16 protein-coding genes and 1 pseudogene are annotated in these 17,712 nt (G+C 47.8%); 13 read left to right on the forward strand and 4 right to left on the reverse strand.

Features of this window, described 5'->3' with window-relative positions; genetic code table 11:
- Positions 1–2: 2 nt before the first annotated feature.
- On the reverse strand, positions 3–188 hold the full coding sequence (locus tag GSO_RS07565) for a hypothetical protein (RefSeq protein WP_010490732.1): 186 nt from the start codon (positions 186–188) through the stop codon (positions 3–5).
- Between the two features lie 468 nt (positions 189–656).
- Here GSO_RS07565 and GSO_RS07575 point away from each other — a divergent pair, with 468 nt between their 5' ends.
- The 5 genes from GSO_RS07575 to GSO_RS07595 all read left to right on the forward strand — a co-directional run bounded on the left by GSO_RS07575 (position 657) and on the right by GSO_RS07595 (position 5,828).
- Positions 657–875 (forward strand): hypothetical protein, encoded by a 219-nt coding sequence (locus tag GSO_RS07575; protein WP_010490734.1) that lies wholly within the window; start codon positions 657–659, stop codon positions 873–875.
- Between the two features lie 17 nt (positions 876–892).
- A complete protein-coding gene (locus GSO_RS07580) occupies positions 893–2,011 on the forward strand; it encodes a glycerol dehydrogenase (RefSeq protein ID WP_010490736.1) in 1,119 nt (372 codons plus the stop codon).
- Positions 2,012–2,159: 148 nt separating this feature from the next.
- On the forward strand, positions 2,160–2,720 hold the full coding sequence (locus tag GSO_RS07585; protein ID WP_010490738.1) for a glycerol-3-phosphate responsive antiterminator: 561 nt from the start codon (positions 2,160–2,162) through the stop codon (positions 2,718–2,720).
- A gap of 154 nt (positions 2,721–2,874) precedes the next feature.
- Positions 2,875–4,344: an FGGY-family carbohydrate kinase gene (locus GSO_RS15745; protein WP_010490740.1), complete on the forward strand. Its 1,470-nt coding sequence runs from the start codon at positions 2,875–2,877 to the stop codon at positions 4,342–4,344.
- Between the two features lie 20 nt (positions 4,345–4,364).
- Positions 4,365–5,828: an FAD-binding oxidoreductase gene (locus GSO_RS07595; protein WP_010490742.1), complete on the forward strand. Its 1,464-nt coding sequence runs from the start codon at positions 4,365–4,367 to the stop codon at positions 5,826–5,828.
- Positions 5,829–6,191: 363 nt separating this feature from the next.
- On the opposite strand, the gene GSO_RS07600 is transcribed toward GSO_RS07595, so the two are convergent.
- A complete protein-coding gene (locus GSO_RS07600) occupies positions 6,192–7,313 on the reverse strand; it encodes an NAD(P)-dependent alcohol dehydrogenase (protein WP_010490744.1) in 1,122 nt (373 codons plus the stop codon).
- Between the two features lie 190 nt (positions 7,314–7,503).
- A complete protein-coding gene (locus GSO_RS07605; protein ID WP_010490745.1) occupies positions 7,504–8,526 on the reverse strand; it encodes an AraC family transcriptional regulator in 1,023 nt (340 codons plus the stop codon).
- Between the two features lie 122 nt (positions 8,527–8,648).
- On the opposite strand from GSO_RS07605, the gene GSO_RS15750 reads away from it, so the two are divergent.
- From GSO_RS15750 to rhaD, 5 genes are all read left to right on the forward strand, one after another.
- A complete protein-coding gene (locus tag GSO_RS15750; protein ID WP_010490748.1) occupies positions 8,649–10,007 on the forward strand; it encodes an MFS transporter in 1,359 nt (452 codons plus the stop codon).
- Positions 10,008–10,040: 33 nt separating this feature from the next.
- The gene (gene rhaB / locus GSO_RS07615) at positions 10,041–11,516 is read left to right on the forward strand and encodes a rhamnulokinase (RefSeq protein ID WP_010490750.1); all 1,476 of its coding nucleotides are present in this window, start codon (positions 10,041–10,043) and stop codon (positions 11,514–11,516) included.
- Between the two features lie 2 nt (positions 11,517–11,518).
- The gene (rhaM, locus tag GSO_RS07620; protein WP_010490752.1) at positions 11,519–11,833 is read left to right on the forward strand and encodes an L-rhamnose mutarotase; all 315 of its coding nucleotides are present in this window, start codon (positions 11,519–11,521) and stop codon (positions 11,831–11,833) included.
- A gap of 63 nt (positions 11,834–11,896) precedes the next feature.
- The gene (locus tag GSO_RS07625) at positions 11,897–13,177 is read left to right on the forward strand and encodes an L-rhamnose isomerase (RefSeq protein ID WP_010490754.1); all 1,281 of its coding nucleotides are present in this window, start codon (positions 11,897–11,899) and stop codon (positions 13,175–13,177) included.
- Positions 13,178–13,206: 29 nt separating this feature from the next.
- Entirely contained in the window at positions 13,207–14,097 is an 891-nt protein-coding gene (rhaD, locus tag GSO_RS07630; protein WP_010490756.1) for a rhamnulose-1-phosphate aldolase, read from the forward strand.
- Between the two features lie 151 nt (positions 14,098–14,248).
- On the opposite strand, the gene GSO_RS07635 is transcribed toward rhaD, so the two are convergent.
- Positions 14,249–15,040, reverse strand: a complete 792-nt coding sequence (locus GSO_RS07635) for a DeoR/GlpR family DNA-binding transcription regulator (protein ID WP_010490758.1) — start codon at positions 15,038–15,040, stop codon at positions 14,249–14,251.
- 204 nt (positions 15,041–15,244) lie between these two features.
- Between GSO_RS07635 and GSO_RS07640 the strand changes: the two genes are divergently transcribed.
- The 3 genes and pseudogenes from GSO_RS07640 to GSO_RS15755 form a co-directional block, all read left to right on the forward strand.
- A complete protein-coding gene (locus tag GSO_RS07640; protein ID WP_010490760.1) occupies positions 15,245–15,724 on the forward strand; it encodes a PTS sugar transporter subunit IIA in 480 nt (159 codons plus the stop codon).
- A 27-nt stretch (positions 15,725–15,751) separates the two neighbouring features.
- Entirely contained in the window at positions 15,752–16,072 is a 321-nt protein-coding gene (locus GSO_RS07645; RefSeq protein ID WP_010490761.1) for a PTS sugar transporter subunit IIB, read from the forward strand.
- 64 nt (positions 16,073–16,136) lie between these two features.
- Positions 16,137–17,712 (forward strand): annotated as a pseudogene (locus GSO_RS15755) (PTS galactitol transporter subunit IIC); the annotation flags it as partial.

Consider the following 17,712-nt stretch of genomic DNA (forward strand, 5'->3'; position numbering starts at 1 on the left):
CATTACTTATTAACAAACTTGCTAACATAAGCTGTCACAAACAGCAAAACCAAAAAAATCAGGCCCAGCACCAAATCCCGCTTCAGATTAATCTTTTTTCCTGGTGTAAAGACGTGCGCATCATAAGCAAAGTAAGCGACGAAAGCCAGTCCTGAAATCACCAGTAGTCGATATATGTATTGCAACATGGCTAAGCACCTATACCAGTTTTGCGTGAGGTGCCAAAACTGGTCATCTTGGCAAGCAATTGGTGAACTTTGAGTTTTGCATTAGCTAGCATAAATCATTGCCTCCGGTAATAAACAAAATTAAAATATTGAATCGATACTAACAAACGAAAATTATAAATGTCAACCGCAGCGACTAAATAAACGGGAAAATCGAGTCACTTAAATTGACAAAATGAAAGCGCTGTTATAAGCTTCAGTTGGTTAGAGAGAAGAAAAGAGATAACCGCTGGTATTTCGTGTATACCAGTTTAGGTTATCTCTCTTTTTTAATGAGCGCGAACAGGAGCGCTTAGAAATCGGAGTGTAAGTGGCCTCGAGCCTAAATGGCTGGGCTTTGGCCATTTAGGCTCGAGGTCCTTACACGGAGATTTCTGCGACTGTGAGCGCGTTAATGCCAAAGGTTTAAGAAAGAGGAGGAGCATAACCATGGCTAAGTTCAGTAAGGATACCAAGTTGTCGGAACTGTTGGCTGACAAGCGGTACATGAAGGTTGTCGATAAATATGTTGCCGGCGCATCAACCAACCCAGGCGTTGTAATGGTCAAGAATCTGTCGCTGGAGCAACTGATTGCTATTCCGCAAGTGCACAGTGACGAAGCAAGCATGAACAAATTGATTGATGAACTCAACGAGACGTTTGGCTGATTCAGGAGGCGCGAGTAATGCAAATCGATTTGCCGAAGATTTTTATCAGTCCATCGAATTATATTCAGGCTAAGAACATTTTGTTTAACGCGGATCCGTATTTAAGCCGGTACGGTTCCAAAGCGGTGATTGTCGGTGATGAGAATGTGTATGGCTTGGTTGGCGATCGGTTCATTGATTATCTGAAGGACAATGACTATACCGTGACCAAGTTGATGTTTGGCGGTGAGGCTTCACCGGAAGAGATCCAAAAGGCAATTGATGAAATCAAGGATACGCCGGATTTTGTGATCGGCATTGGCGGTGGCAAAACGCTCGATACTGCCAAAGAGATTGGCCAGCATTTGAACATTTACACCGTGATCATCCCGACGCTGGCGTCGACGGATGCGCCGATTTCCCGGCTGTCGGTGCTGTACAACGAAGATGGTACGTTTAATGCCTACCAGTTCCACACCAAGAGTCCGGATTTGGTTTTGGTTGATCCAGCTGTCATCAGTCAGGCGCCTCCGCGGTTCTTGGCGTCCGGCTTTGGTGATGCGCTGTCGACTTATGTTGAAGCCAAAGCAGTTGGCGACATCCACGGCTTTACCAATGCGCAAGGCATCGGCACGATCACGGCGATGAAAATTGCCCAGGCGTCAACGGATACGATTTTTGAGTTTGGCGCCCAAGCCTTTGAAGCCAACAAAGCCAAGGTGGTTACACCGGCGCTGGAAGCGGTCATTGAAGCCAACATTTTAATGAGCGGCCTAGGCTTTGAAAGCGGCGGCACTAGCTTGGCACATGCTTTGCAAAACTCATTCCCGGCGTTGAAGAAGGGTAAGCATTTGATGCACGGGGAGAAAGTGGCGTATTCACTACTGACGCAACTGTTGATGGAAAATGCCGAGACTGCTGTGATTAATCATTATCTGCACTTCTTCTTGCAGGTTGGGCTGCCAACCACGTTAGAAGATCTTGGTTGGGAAGATGCGACCGACGATGAGTTGATGCTGGTGGCTAATGATGCTGCGGCAGCTTGGACTGGCATTGACCAATTGCGGTTTGATACGTCACCGGAAGCAATTGTTGCGGCCATGCGCGCGGTGGATCAGTATTCAAAGGATTATCAGACCCACGCATTAGCAGAGTAACCGCCGTTAGTGAGAGGAAAAGCTTAGTAACGTGGGGCATACCATTTGGTGGGTTGAAGCGGGACTTGCGATACCCGCATTAACGCGTTCGTCGACGCAGGTCCCTAACCGCGCCGACTCACGCTCATTCTTTTGAAGGGAGCGCATCATGCAACTGCAAGATGTTGTCGCGGCGAATCCGGTGATTGCCGGGATTCAGGATGATAAAGGCTTAAATGCTGCCTTGACCGCAGATGTCAAAGTTGTCTTTACCTTGTATGGGTCAATTCCTAACATTGGGGATATCGTGGCGCAGCTAAAAGCAGCCAAGAAGATCGTGTTTGTCGACGTGGATCTGGTTGAAGGGCTGGCGAGCCGCCCCAGTGCCGTTGAATTCATTGCCAAAACAACCGATGCAGATGGCATTTTGAGCTCCAAGGGACACTTGCTGGCCGTGGCCCGGCAGAAGAAAATGTTGACCGTTCACCGTTTCTTTTTGATCGATTCGCGGACGCTGTATACGATGCAGCGGCAGTATGATGTCGGGCATGCCGATATGATTGACGTGATGCCGGGCATTATGCCTCAGGCGGTTTCCTGGATTACCCATGAAACCGACGTGCCGCTCATCAGTAGTGGTTTGATCAGCACAAAAGAAGCGATTATGGCCGACTTGGCTGCTGGGGCAACTGGCATTTCCACCACAAATACCACCTTATGGCAAAATTAGCGCAGAGCAAAAAGAGCGCGCAATCCTTGAAAATAGGGAGGCGCGCTCTTTTTACGACTAAAAGGCCGAAACAGACTGGCGGATTTGGTAATTTTTACGAGGTGTTTGCTGTCGACCGCGTATGTTTCGGCTATATCCGAAAGGGGCGAGTTGAATGGATCGCTATATACTGGCCATTGATCAAGGGACGCAGAGTAACAAATTGACGATTTTTGATTTGCAGGGGAACGCATTGTGGCAGGAGCATCAGCCGCTAAAACCGTTGCATACCGCAGCTGGCGGGGTGGTTGAGCATCCTGATGATGATTTGTGGACGTCACTGCAAGCCGCCAGCAGAGCGTTGATGGCGAAGTTTGACGGTGACGTGAATGAAATTCTGGCGATTGGATTAGGCAGCATTCGCTTTAATCGGTTGGTTTTAAAGGCAAATGGCGACTTAGCCCAACCGGCCATTAGCTGGATGGACGACCGGGCGCACCAGATCTATGAAAAAACGACTGACGATGCGGTGTATGTGACCGCAAGCACCGGCTATCTGGCTTACCGACTGACCGGGAATCGCATTGACACGGCGGCTAGTTATATTGGCACGTGGCCAATTGATATGGATAAGTGGGACTGGACCGATGAGGACATGATGTTTGATTTCCTTAATCTACCGCGGACTTCTTTGTTCAAACTGGTTAAGCCCGGCGGCATTTTAGGCAATGTGACGGAAGAAACGGCCGCGGCAACCGGTTTGCCGAAGGGCTTGCCGGTGATCGCTACTGCCAATGACAAGGCGGTGGAAGCACTGGGCGCAGGGCTGAAAACCGGTCCGGATCTCCTGCTGTCGCTAGGCACCTATACCACTTCCATGTTGCAGGGCAATGAGAATCATCCGTTCGGGACAACCCGTTACTACTGGACCAATTTTGCGGATGTCCCTGATGAATATTTGTATGAGAGCAATGGCGTTTATCGCGGGATGTGGACGGTCAGCTGGTTCGCCAAACAATTTCAGGGGATTGGGGATGCTACCCATGAATCCACTTTGGATGTGCTGACCCGAGAAGCGGCCACGGTTCCGCCTGGCAGTGATGGTTTGCTGACGATTTTGGACTGGCAACCGGCTGCGGATCGCCCGTTTAGAAAAGGCGCGTTTATCGGCCTGGATGAGCGGCATAACCGCGGGCACATGTTCCGTTCGATTCTTGAAGGACTTGCCTTTAACCTGCTGGATTACTCAACAGCGATGCTGAAGGAATTGGATCGCAAAGTTGATCGGCTGGTGGTCACAGGCGGTGGTGCGCAGAATGACATTTTCATGCAGCTGATTGCCGACATTTTCAACTTGCCAGCGCAGCGCAATGTGATTACCGACGCGGCCGGGTTGGGAGCCGCGATCAACGCGGCGGTTGGCATTGGCGAATATCGCACGTATGACGATGCCATTGCGGCGATGGTGAAGCCGGCCGATAGCTTTGCGCCGCAAGCAGATGCAGTGGCGCAATATGCCAAAGTATATGAAAAGTACAAGAACCTGCATCAATTAACCGATCCCGTGTTTAAAGACCTTCAAACCATTAACGGCGTTGCCGAGCGCGGCAAAGTCGGCGAACCGTTGATTGCCAGTTGGGATTGAAAGTAAACGAGGTGAATCTAATGGATACCGTTACAAAAGATGCAATTGTGCAACAACTGATCCAGTTAACCAGCCGTGATCAGGTCAATGTGGATCCAGACCAGCTAAACTATGCCAGCCTTGACTTTTATCGGAAATATCCCCGGGCCCGGAAAATTTACCAGGCACCGATTCCGGTCGCGATTGTTTATCCGGAAAATGTTGAACAGGTGGCGGCTGTATTGAAATATGCCAATGACACGGGCGTGAACGTGATTCCGCGTACAGGCGGGTCAGAGATTGAGCGCGGATTGGAAAGTGCCCGCGAACCGCACATCATTGTGGATGGATCGCGCTTAAACCAAATTTTGAAGTTCGACCCGGAAGATATGCAACTAACTGTTCAGGCCGGAGTACCCTTAAAGCAGGCCGAGGATTGGCTGAATGAAAAAGGCTACACCACCGGCCACTTGCCGCAGTCGCAGCCGTTAGCCGATTTTGGCGGTTTGGTGGCCACCCGCAGCATTGGGCAACTATCGACCTTGTATGGCGGAATCGAAGACATGGTGGTCGGTTTGGAAGCCGTCATGCCAGATGGCCGCATCGTGCGGATTAAAAATGTGCCGCGGCGCTCAGTCGGTCCCGATATTCGCCATGTGTTTATCGGCAACGAAGGCAGCCTTGCGTTCATCACTGAAGTCACCGTCAAACTGTTCCCGTATTTACCGGACACGTATCATTATCTGGCCTATACCGTCGACACCATGCGTGAAGGTTTTCATCTGTTGCGTGACATTGTCGCAACCGGCTATCGGCCATCGGTCGTTCGCCTTTACGATGCTCAGGATTGGAGCCAGTTTTATCCAAAACACGCCGAAAAACCGGTGCTGATTTTCCGAACAGAAGGTCCACAACCACTCAGCGACGCCACGGCTGGCGCTATCAAGGCAATGGTCGAAGCATCCGACCAGACGCAGCCATACGAGCCGCTAGATGAAATCATTGATTGGTTCAAACATCTAACGTGGACGCAAAAAGAAGCCGACGCTGAAGTCAATCAACTCGAGAAAACACCATTCGTCGGCTTCACGACCGAAGTGGCTGCTAACTGGCATGAAATTGCCAATATTTTTGAAGCCGTGACAGCGCGAGTGAAAAAAGAAATTCCGAACCTATACGGCATCGGCGGTCACTCTTCGCACAGCTATGTCAACGGCACGAACCTGTACTTTGTCTATGCCTTCATCGATGCAGAAGATGACCCCGCCGGCGAAATGGCCCGCTACCACGATCCGATCAACAAAATCATCGTGGAAGAAACCCTCAAACGCGGCGGCACCATGTCCCACCACCACGGCGTCGGCAAAGCCCGCGCCCCATTCATCAAAGAAGAATACGGCAGCTCCTACTGGGTCCTCAAAACACTCCTTAAGAGCTTCGACCCCAAAAATACGATGAACGCCGGCAACATCATTCCACTAAAATTCTGGGACGAACCAGACTAAGCAAGGCACTGTAAAAACTAGAAAAAAGCCTGTCATCTCGCAAACAAAATTTGCGAATATGACAGGCTTTTTGATTGGATGAGGGGTAAAAATACAAACATCAAGTGTTTTTGAAGAAAGTTAAGAAACTTAGTAACAAGCCCAAGCGCCAAAGCGTAGCAATCGGAGGCCAGATGGGGCTCAGCTGTGAAATTGTACTAGCCGGGCGATCTTCCCGGCGTAGTACAAGGCCGAGCTTTGAGCCTCAGCGGGCTTTGCTGAGGCTCAAAGTCGTGCCCACCCCTCTAGCTTCGCGGTCGCCAGCCCACATCTGGCCGGAGATTGCGGAGTTTGGCACGGTGACAGAACGATCAGCCTAAACTGTTATTTCCCAGGCACATAATCCTTATCAATCACCAGCACCGGCTTGATCGTCTTACCAGAACGGGAATCCGCGTTAGCTTCGTTAATCTGATCGAATGAATAGAACTTCTCGGTCTTGTCAAAATCAAACATGCCTTGCTTGTAAAATTCAATCAACCGCGGCACATCAATTTGCGGAATCGAATCGCCCATGTTAACGCCGACAATCTTCTTGTCATTGACGCACAGATCATTCCAGGTATCCACATCAATGTGATGAGGGGTAACCGCAATCGTTGCTGTGGTACCGCCTTGAGCCAGCATCTGGATCGTATCTTCCATAACCGCCTTAACACCAGTCGTATCAACAGCCCAGTCAACCCCGAGGCCGCCAGTCAACTTCTTAACGGCTTCAACCGGATCTTCTTCTTTACTGTTAACAACATCCGTCGCACCCAGCTCTTTAGCCAGCTGCAACCGCGAATCAACAATATCGATCGCAATAACCTTGGTGCAACCGGAAATCTTGCCGGCCATCATCGCAGCCAGGCCAACCGCGCCAGTACCGGTAACCGCAATGGTATCACCCGGCTTTGGCTTCAAGGTGTTCAAAACGGTACCGGAACCAGTGACATAGCCGCAGCCCAACGGTCCCAGTTTGCGTAAGTCGAGATCTTTATCAACCTTAACGGCGTTCCGCTCACGAACAACGGTGGTGGTGGTGAAGGAGCTTTGGTCGAACATGTCAGCCACCGGTTTACCATTTTCCGTGAAGTGCGCCGAGCCGTCCGGACGGGTACCAGACAGGTTGTTGTGAGCATAATTCAAGCACTGTGTTGGGATGCCACGTAAACAGTTCTTGCAGTTGCCGCAAGCATAGAAACTCAAGACAACGTGATCGCCTGGCTTGAACTGGGTGACTTCCGGGCCGACCTTTTCGACAATACCGGAACCTTCATGGCCAAGGACGATTGGATAGCCAATAACAGCGTCACCAATCCGCAACGCTTCGTCAGAGTGGCAAATACCAGTGGCAACCATGTGCACCTGCAGGTCGTCGGGACCCATCGGCGCTAGTTCAACATCGTCGCGAATTTCAAAATCGGCACCTTTTTTGTCAACAACAGCTGCTGTAATTTTCATAAAAATCGCTCCTTCATTCGCTTATAAATTGATTACACGTTCATTCTTTCACAATTCATATTTTTATCAAGAGCGGCGCTTAAATATATGAGGATATGTCCCGGAAAATATTTGACTTTTTTCGTTTCACGTTGAAAGCGTTTTACCGAAGGGCTTATCCGATCGAAATGTGAAACATGTCGGAACATATCTACAGAATGGTTAATGGCGGGTTGGTGCGGCTGGGCGAGATGTAACCATTGGTATGCTTGCGATCATCCTTAGGCGTATTGCCGAAAAGATCGTGATACTTGTGATAGAAGAAGCTCTTGTTACTGATGCCGACTTCAAGGCAGATTTCGCTAATCGGCTTCTTGGTGTTTTGAATGAGGCGGCGGGCATTGATAAGCCGTTCTTCTGTTAAGGCTTCGGAAAAAGTTTTGCCGACTTCTTTGGAAAACAGGTTACCCAAGTAGTTCTTGTTATAGGCATATTTATTGGCAAGGTCTTCTAGCGACAAGTCGCGGTAATGCTCATGAATGTCGTTAAGAAGCTTAACGGCAAGCTTTTGCGCCGGTGATGGATCTTCGATGGTTGGCTCATCGCCGCGGATCAGTTCAGCAATCAACACCGTTAATTCCGCTTGAATAATGGTGTCGGAGAATGCTCGCGGGCGGAAATATTCTTCGATGATGCGCTCCAGCGATGTGCGAATATCGTGCATGCCGCTGCGGAAAATCATGTAGCGTTTCTCAGTTTTCTTTTCCCGTAAGTGGTTAATCATGAAGTCGTACAGGACACTTTGCTGACTTTGGATCTGGTTGAGAAAGTCGAGTGAGATGTTGCGGTCACGGAAAAGCACGTTAATGAGAATATCTTTTTCGCCTAGCGCATCAATCGAGTGTTCGCTGCCGATGTCCAATAGGAGGACATCGCCTTGTGACAGGTGCACGCGATCACCATTGACCGTTTCGTTGGCGTTGCCTTGTAACATATAATTCATTTCAAAAAATTGGTGGGTGTGCAGTGGGTACGGCGCAAAGCGATTGTGCTTGCTGACGTAAATCGCGTGATTCCGGAAGAAGTAATTGTTTAAAACCGGGACATTAAACTCTTTTGTGTCCTGCAGGTCAATTGCAGTTGGCGGGATATCGTCGCTGAAGATCTGGTGCTCTTTTTGCTGTTTTTCGATGTCAGTTAGACTTTCAAGTTGCTTTAAGACAGTTAGTTCCATGATGGCCTCCTGTAATTATGTTCCACTCCTGATATTTATCTGCCATTGTGACCATACCATGTAAGCGGTTAAATGTGAACTGTAAGCGATGACAAAATTATAAATGTTCAGGAGGTAACACAATGGCTTCAGAAAAAGGCTCATTGAAATCCACGATTCGTGTTTCGATCACGAATTTCCTGGATTCAGGCAGTATTGTTGCCGGCGCCAGTGGCTTGACGTTGTGGACGCAGCATTTTGGGCTCAACAGCTTCCAAGTCGGGTTACTCGGTGCGCTCTCTGCGAACGCATTCGGGGCGGCATTAGGGGCGCTGATTGGCGGTCCGCTGTCTGATAAGTTTGGTCGTAAGTTAATTTACACCTATGACATGTTGGTTTACATGTTAGGGACGATCTTAGTCATGTTCGCTGTGAGCTTCCCGATGTTACTCACAGGATTTCTGATTACCGGTTTAGCAGTTGGTGCTGGTGTTCCGGCAAGCTGGACTTATATTTCCGAAACATCGCAAGACAATAATCGGGCTAAGAATATCGGCGTTTCGCAGTTTGCTTGGTCGTTAGGACCTGCAGTTATTTTCATTCTCGGGACCATTCTTGCACCAATCGGTCTCTTAGGTAACCGGATATTGTTCGGCTTGCTGACTGTGATTGCGTTTATTGCATGGTTATTGCAGCGTGGCTTGGGCGAATCTCAAGCATGGACAGATCGGAAGGCATTTGAAAAAGCGTCAGGGAAAAAGTCACATCCATATCGGACGCTGTTTTCTAATCATACGTCAATCAAGTGGCTGTTCTTCTTGGTCGGTGTCTACATGTTCTGGAACTTGGTTGCCGGGGCGATGGGCTTCTTCATGCCATATGTTTATGAAACAGCAGGTGGCCTATCCAACCAGGAAGCTAACATGTTGCAGGCTGTTCTGTGGATCCTGACCGCATTGGCAACGTACTTTGGCTTTGCTAAGTATGGCGATCGCGCTAATCACCGAATCTTCTTCTTCGTTGGTGCGGCAATGGCTGCCGCTTCATGGATTATCCTGACTTATGCCGGCATGGCACAGTCATGGAGCCTATGGGCCTTCGTTGCACTTTGGGGCATTAGCGCCGGAATTGGTGCTCAGGCTTGGTACGCATTATGGGCGACCGAGCTCTTCCCAACGCAGTTCCGTGCCGGTTCACAAGGTGTCATGTTCTTCATCGTTCGGGCAAGTGCCGGTGTCTGGTCCATTATTTTCCCAGCTATTCTTAGCAGCTTGGGCTTCACCGTTGCCGGAACCTTCATGATTGGTTTGTTGTTGGTATCACTGGTCATCGGGACAATTTGGACACCCAAGACGCGGGGCAAGAGTCTGGAAGAAATCACCCGCGAACAATATGGTGACAAGTTCTTGACCGATGATGAAAAAGCCAAAGCTGATCGCGACGGTGCCGGGAAAGGTGCTGACGGGTCAGTCGCACAACAAATGATGAACCCTGATAAATAGACTTATCACTAATTTTAAAAAGAGGTGCAATGTATGAAAGCATACGTAGCAGTTGACATTGGTGCTTCAAGCGGGCGACTGATGCTTGGCGCTGTTGTTGATGGTCAGCTGAAACTAACGGAAGTTCATCGGTTTAAGAACGGCTTCAAAAATGAAGACGGTCATGACCGGTGGCAAATCGATCACATCATTAATGAAATCTTCGCTGGTTTGGAAAAAGTCAAAAAGATGGGCTATACCCTGGTTGACCTAGGGATTGATACCTGGGCAGTTGACTATGTACTAGTTGGCGCCGATGGCAAGAAGATGCATGATCCGGTTAGTTACCGTGACGCTCGGACAAATCAGGCAATCAGCCAGCTGACAACTGATTTACCAAAGTCTTACATCTATGAAAAGACCGGTATTCAGTTTCAAAACTTCAACACCCTGTATCAGCTGTACACCGAAGAACGCGATGACTTGGCTAAGGCTGACAAGATTCTGATGATTCCCGACTACATTGGTTATGTTTTAACCGGTAATGCGGTCACTGAAGTCACGAATGCTTCAACCACCCAGATGCTGAGCTTGCGGCAGGGATTGTTCGATAAGGATTTGCTGAAAGAAGTCAATGTCGCACAAGATCAATTCCCTGAGTTAGTTGAATCAGGCACACCGCTTGGGAAGATCAGCCATAAGTGGCATCTCAAGTATGATATTCCGGAAACGGATGTCATCACGGTTGCCACCCATGACACTGCCAGTGCCGTTATCGGAACGCCAGGCTTCGGCAATCACTGGGCCTTCCTGAGTTCCGGTACATGGTCATTGCTTGGCGCCGAACTGAACACTCCGGAAAACGGTCAGGATGCCTTCAAAGAAAACTACACCAACGAGTGGGGTGCATATGGCACTTACCGGTTCCTGAAGAACATCATGGGACTCTGGATTGTTCAGTGCATCAAGCGGGAGTACAACGATAAATATAGTTTCAATGAACTAGCTGACATGGCGGATAAAGTTGAGCCGTTCCGGGTCTTCATTGACATCAATGATAAACGGTTTGAAAATCCGAAGAACATGATCAAGGAACTACAAAATTATGTCGCGGAAACCGGTCAGGCGAAGTTGGAGACCCCAGGTGAGTTGACCCGTGCCGTATACGAAAACCTCGCGCTGTATTATGCCAATGAGATCGAGAAACTGAGCACGATCATTGCCAATCCAATTGACACTTTAAACATCGTCGGTGGTGGTTCGAATGTCACCCTCATGAACCAACTGACGGCGGACTTGGCTAACATGAAGGTCGTTGCCGGGCCTAGTGAAGCTACCGCGATTGGCAATCTGCTAGTTCAAATGATTACGACCGGTGCCGTCAAAGATGTTGTGGCTGGCCGTAAGCTAATCAAAGAGTCGTTTGACTTGAAGACGTTTGAGCCTGATGTTAACGCCTATCCAGGTGTGTTCACCAAGTACAAAGCCTTCATGAAAACCATTAATCAAAAGTCTAAGGAGGCTGTTTAAGCATGGCACGTATCGGTCAGATCATGTATGTCTATCCGGATAAATATGATGAGTACGAAAAGCGTCATCACGAGTTGTGGCCGGAAATGAAGGCTGCACTGAAAGAGTATGGCGCAACCAACTATTCTATTTATCTCAACAAGGATAATGGTGAGTTGTTCGCTTATCTTGAGGTGCCGGATGTCGACAAGTATAACGAAATTGCCAACACCGACATTTGCAAGAAGTGGTGGGCATACATGGAGCCATTGATGAAGACCAATCCAGACAACAGCCCAGTTGCTGTTGACTTACATGAAGTCTTCCATCTCGATTAGAATCGTTTGTTCAATTTGGTATCACGCAGTTTAAACTATTTTAAATAAAGGAGCGTTTTGCACATGGTTAAACCAGAAGAAGTCGATAAGGCATATGAAGTTGCGAAACAGCGTTATGCAGAGATCGGTGTCGATACCGACGCTGCCATGAAGGAATTGGCAAAGGTACCTCTGTCAGTTCATTGCTGGCAAGGCGATGATATTCACGGTTTCTTGTTCCCTAATCAGGAACTGACTGGTGGTATTGGCGTTTCCGGTAACTATCCGGGTATTGCACGGACACCAGATGAATTAGCTAGCGACATGCATGAAGCATTGAGCTTGATTCCTGGCAAACACCGCGTTCAGTTGCACGCCATCTATGCCGTAACCGACAAAAAGCGTGACTTGGACACTTTGGAGCCGGAAGACTTCGATTATTGGATTGACTGGGCAAAGCAAGAAGGTATTGGCCTCGACTTTAACGGTACCTTCTTCTCACACCCAATGGTTAAAGACAACATGACGGTTTCATCACCGGATCCTAAGGTTCGTGATTTCTGGATCCGTCACGGCAAGATCAGCCGGGAAATTTCAAACTACATCGGTGAAAAATTAGGTAGCCAGGTTGTTAACAACTTCTGGTTCCCAGATGGCTTCAAAGATAACCCAATTGACAAGAAGACCCCTCGTCTGCGCTTGTTGAAGGCTTTGGATGAAATCATCAAAGATCCGCTTCCGGAAAAGAATACGATTGAATCCTTCGAAGGTAAGCTGTTTGGTACCGGGATTGAATCCTACACCACCGGCTCACACGAATTCTATCAAAACTATGCGATCAGCCGGAATAAACTCTGGACTATCGACGCCGGACACTTCCACCCAACAGAAGATGTGTCTGACAAGTTCAGCGCATTCTTCCCATTTGGCAAAGGTTTGTTCATGCACGTTTCTCGTCCGGTTCGTTGGGACTCTGACCACGTTGTTATCATGGACGACGCTTTGATTCGGATTACCCGTTCCTTGGTTCGTGACGGTTATCTTGATCGTACCCACATCGGTCTTGACTTCTTTGATGCAACGATCAACCGGGTTGCTGCTTGGGTTGTCGGCGCTCGTGCTACGCAAAAGAGCTTGCTGCAGGCAATGTTGGCACCAATCGATCAGTTGAAGAAGGACGAACTCAATGCGGACTTCACCACTCGTTTGATTGAAACCGAAGAATTGAAGTCCTTCCCATTCGGTGCTGTTTGGGATAAGTTCTGCCAGGATCACAACACCCCGGTTGGCTTCGACTGGATGAACAACATCCATCAGTATGAAAAGGATGTTCAGTTCAAGCGCGACACCAACTTGGTACACTAATCTGTCAAGTTCTGAAAGGAATACGTCTAATGGATAACAAGAAGCAGTTTCTGAATCCAGAATATACGCAAAGCTTTACGGAATCACCTTATGTAACGCAGATGCGTAAAGTAACGTGGAATCTCTACCAACACGGCTGGGACGAGCGTAACGGCGGTAACGTTAGCTATCGGTTAACTGAAGCCGAAATCGCACCTTATGGCGATGTGCATGAAGTTAAGCGCAACATTCCCATCAAGTTTGACGCAAGCAAACTGGCTGGCCAGTATTTTCTGGTCACCGGCACGGGCCGTTACTTTAAGAATGTGAAGGATTTTCCGGCACGTGATACCGGGCTGGTCCAAATCGCTAAAGACGGTCACAGCGTTGATTTACTGTGGGGCTTTAATGATGGCGGTCAACCGACCAGTGAATTTCCGGCGCATTTGATGACCCATATCCAGCGGCTCAAGGTTGATCCTAATCAGCGCATCGTGATGCACTGCCACCCAACCAATCTTGTTGCTATGTCGTTTACGCTGCCGTTAGAAGAAAAGCTGTTCTCCCGCATTTTGTGGAAGATGCAAGCTGAATCCATCGTTGTTTTCCCAGAAGGCATTGGCGTCTTGCCATACATGACCCCGGGAACCAATGAAATCGGCCAGGCGACTGCGGACAAGATGGCGAAGTTCCGGCTTGTATTGTGGCCACAACACGGGATCTTTGGTGCAGGCGACTCCATCGATGAAGCGTATGGCTTAATTGAAACCGTTGAAAAAGCGGCAACAATTTACACTGCTATCCAAGCGCAAGGTGGTCGCACTCTCAACGAAATCACCGATGAGAATTTGGAACAGTTGGCCAGTCGTTTCGATCTGACGCCAAATCCGGAATTTCTGCATGGTGACACGTTGATTAGCAAGGTTACCTTGAAAGTTTGATTTTGTTAGCCGCTCTGTAGCGCTACCTCCTAGTACATGATCCAAAAAGACTGACCCGCCGTTTGCTTTGAACAAGCAAACGGCGGGTCAGTTTTGTTGTGGCCATCTTTATATTGATCAGCGGCTCGACACGAAGATTCACTGATTGCCTTTACGTTGACGATTTTGGCTCATGTGGATAGACGAGCTTGATGTGGTAGCGTTCGAATAGGTGACAGTACTCAGTCGACGGCTGCTTATCGGTAAAAATGGCGTCAATCTGGTTCATGGTCGTGATGCGAATGAATTCACGGTGATTGAATTTGGTTGAATCGATTCCCAAAATGACACAGTCCGCAGCTTTAATCATGGCTTCTTTGACGGCTGCCTGTTCGGGATTGGCGACATAAATGCCGGTAGCGTCAATGGCACCGGTTGATAGAAGGGCAAAATCAGGCCGAAAACTGCTGATTTGCTGAACGGCGGTTGAGCCAAGTGTTGAAGCGGTTCGCGGTGCCATTTTGCCACCGACAATGAGGGTTTCGACATTATTTAGGGCGTTAAACTGCAGCCCCATATTAACGTTGTTTGTAATCACATGTAGACCGACTTGCGAATGCAGTAGCTCTGGAAGACTAAAAAAGGTGGAACTGCCGTCGATAAAGAATGCGGCGTTACTGGGGATTCTGGTCGCAATTTGCTGGCTAATCAGTCGCTTGAGTTGGGCGTTTTCGTTACGCCTTTTTTCATAGGTAAAAGCAATGTTGTTGCCTTGTAATAACTGAATCATCCCGTATCGACGCCGAATGACGTTGTTGTTTTCCAGTTCGATTAAGTCGCGGCGTAAAGTGGATTTACTTGTAAAAACCTGCTTACTAAGATTTGCAATACTGATTTGGGGTTGGGCCTGTAGAATTCGCATAATGTCATTCAAACGTTCAAATTTAGCCGGACTTTGTGACATCATAAACATTTCCTTTTATTGAATTTTGTTGAACGATTATGGAAAAGTTACTTGATAATTTTTGAATTATTGCCAACATAGCTGATACCACCATAATACCATATACAGATTGGTGTAAACGTTTTAGCATTAATAGTGTCAAAAGATATAGAGGTTCAAAGTGGGTCAGAAATTGATGGATATTCAAGAGGAGGAAAATCACTGATGGACTATAGCGAAATGATTCACAAGGACTTGATTTTCTTAAATGAAGACGCACCAGACCGGAAAACCTTATTCAGGGAAGTTGCCCGGAAACTTAAAAAAGCCGGTTATGTCAAAGATTCCTATGAAAAAGCTTTGAATCTCCGTGAAGACAAGTTTCCGACGGGGGTCGTTCTACCTGAACTCTCAGCCATGCTACCTCATGCTGATCCGGTGAATGTAAATAAACCGTTTCTTGCAATCGTGAAAAATGCGCAACCCGTTCGCGTGTTGCAAATGGGCTATAACGAGCCGGAAGACGCAACAGCCATGTTCTTTTTAGGCATTACCGATCCGAGTCAACAGGTGGGGCTGTTGCAGCTTTTCATGGATCTTTTGCAAGATAAGGCATTTGTTGAAAAGTTTAAGTCGATTACCGATCCTGCCGTCATGTATCAGTTCTTTGTCGACACGTTTAAAGCACAAGCCGTTGATAAATAATTTAGATTAAAAAGGAGATTAGTTATTATGGCAAAAATTGTTGTTGCATGTGGATCAGGCGTTGCATCAAGTGAAGTTACCGCAAGTCGAATCAAGGATTTCTTTGACTCACATCAAGTAAAAGGGGTATCGGTCGATGCAACCGACTTTAAACAGTTACCGGAAGTTTTGCATAACTATGATGTCTATGTGTGGATTGCCAAGCCTAATCAACAGTTAGAAGAACTGGCCAAGGAGAATCACATTGCGGTCGTCAATGGGATGCCAATCTTCATGAATATGAACCCCGAAAAATCCTATAAGCAGATTATTCAGGCGTTGAAGAATATGCAGTCTGCCAATAAGTGATGACGCAACCGTGATTTAACGATTTTGGCGATTGCGACTGTATCAGTGAGGGGGAAGGATAGTCGTGGCGATTTTAAAAGATGTCGTTAATTATGTCTTGAATCTTGGGGGACCGGTCTTTGTCCCTTTGATTATGTTACTTCTCGGTTTAGTTGCCGGTTTGAAATTTAAGAAGTCAATTGTGGCTGCGTTGACATTAGGGGTCGCTTTTTCCGGCATGACCTTAGTTGTTAACTACATGATGGATGCTATTTCACCGGCCGCCAAGTCAATGTCCAAGCTTTTTCATTTAAGCCTGAATGCGATTGATGCTGGTTGGACCGGCGTAGCAGCGATTACTTGGTCATACAAATCCGCGTTTTTATTTTTTCCATTGTTGCTGGCCATTAATTTTGTGATGCTGACATTTAATTGGACGAAAACGTTAAACGTTGATATGTGGAACGTTTGGAACAAGATTTTTACGTATGTCGTGGTACTGTATTTTACGCATAATGCGTTCTATGGCTTCCTGGTTGCAGGCTTTCAGATCGTGTTTGAGTTGAAAGCCGGCGATATGTGGCATCGCCATATTGAGGACTTAACCGGAATGCCTGGCGTGACGGTGCCGCATTTTGTCACGTTGTTTGCGGTTGTCTTACAGCCACTCAATAAGTTGCTTGATTTTATTCCCATTATGAACAAGCCGTTTGACGCCGATGCCCTGCAAAAGCGGATCGGGGTTTGGGGCGATAATACCGTGATGGGGGCTTTGATTGGTGTTCTGCTTGGGTTTGGAGCGGGATATTCCGTTTCCGGTTCACTCAACTTGGCCGTCAAAGCTGCGACTGCGATGACATTATTCCCGATGATTTCAAAACTGTTCATGACGGCCTTACAGCCGATTGCCGATGCGATGAGCGGCTTTATGCAGAAGCATTTCAAAGGACGGGAAGTTTATATCGGACTTGATTGGCCAATTCTTGCCGGCCGTAACGAGATTTGGGTAACAGTTATTATTTTGGTTCCGATCATGTTAGTTTTTGCGATGATTTTACCGCATAATACCGTCTTGCCATTTGCCGGCATCATCAATCTATCCTTTGTTAATGCGGCATTGTTGCTGACTGGCGCCAACTTATTGCGGATGATTACCCTAGGATCATTACGACGCCGATTTTTCTATATGGCGCGACCTATTTTGCGCCAGTTATTACCAATTTAGCCAAATCAACCGGTACAGTTAAGGTTCACGCCGGCCAACAGCTTTCGTGGTCAACATTTGAAGGCCCCGATTTTCGTCTCTTCTTTGCGCAGGCTTTTCGCGGTCAATGGTGGGCAATTGCGCTGGCCATTCTTTGGACCCTTGGTTTCATCTGGTTGTATCGTGACCAAAATAAAATCAAATTGCCAAGCCAACGCTATGGTAAGTTAGCACCTGTTACTTCGACCGCCACTGCACCTGAATCATCGGACGACACCGACACGGATGCTGACGATGTTGATCTTAATGACTTGAGTGGATTGGATTTCAGCGATGCCAAAGCCTCGAATGAAGCCAAAAAGACACCGGCTAAAAAGCAGGATGAATCCACGGATGATGATGATATTGATTTGAATGACCTCAGCGGATTAGACTTTAGCCAAACCAGTCATAAAAA

Origin of the sequence: Lacticaseibacillus zeae DSM 20178 = KCTC 3804, from assembly GCF_000260435.1 — a bacterium.
In the GTDB taxonomy this organism is placed as follows: domain Bacteria; phylum Bacillota; class Bacilli; order Lactobacillales; family Lactobacillaceae; genus Lacticaseibacillus; species Lacticaseibacillus zeae.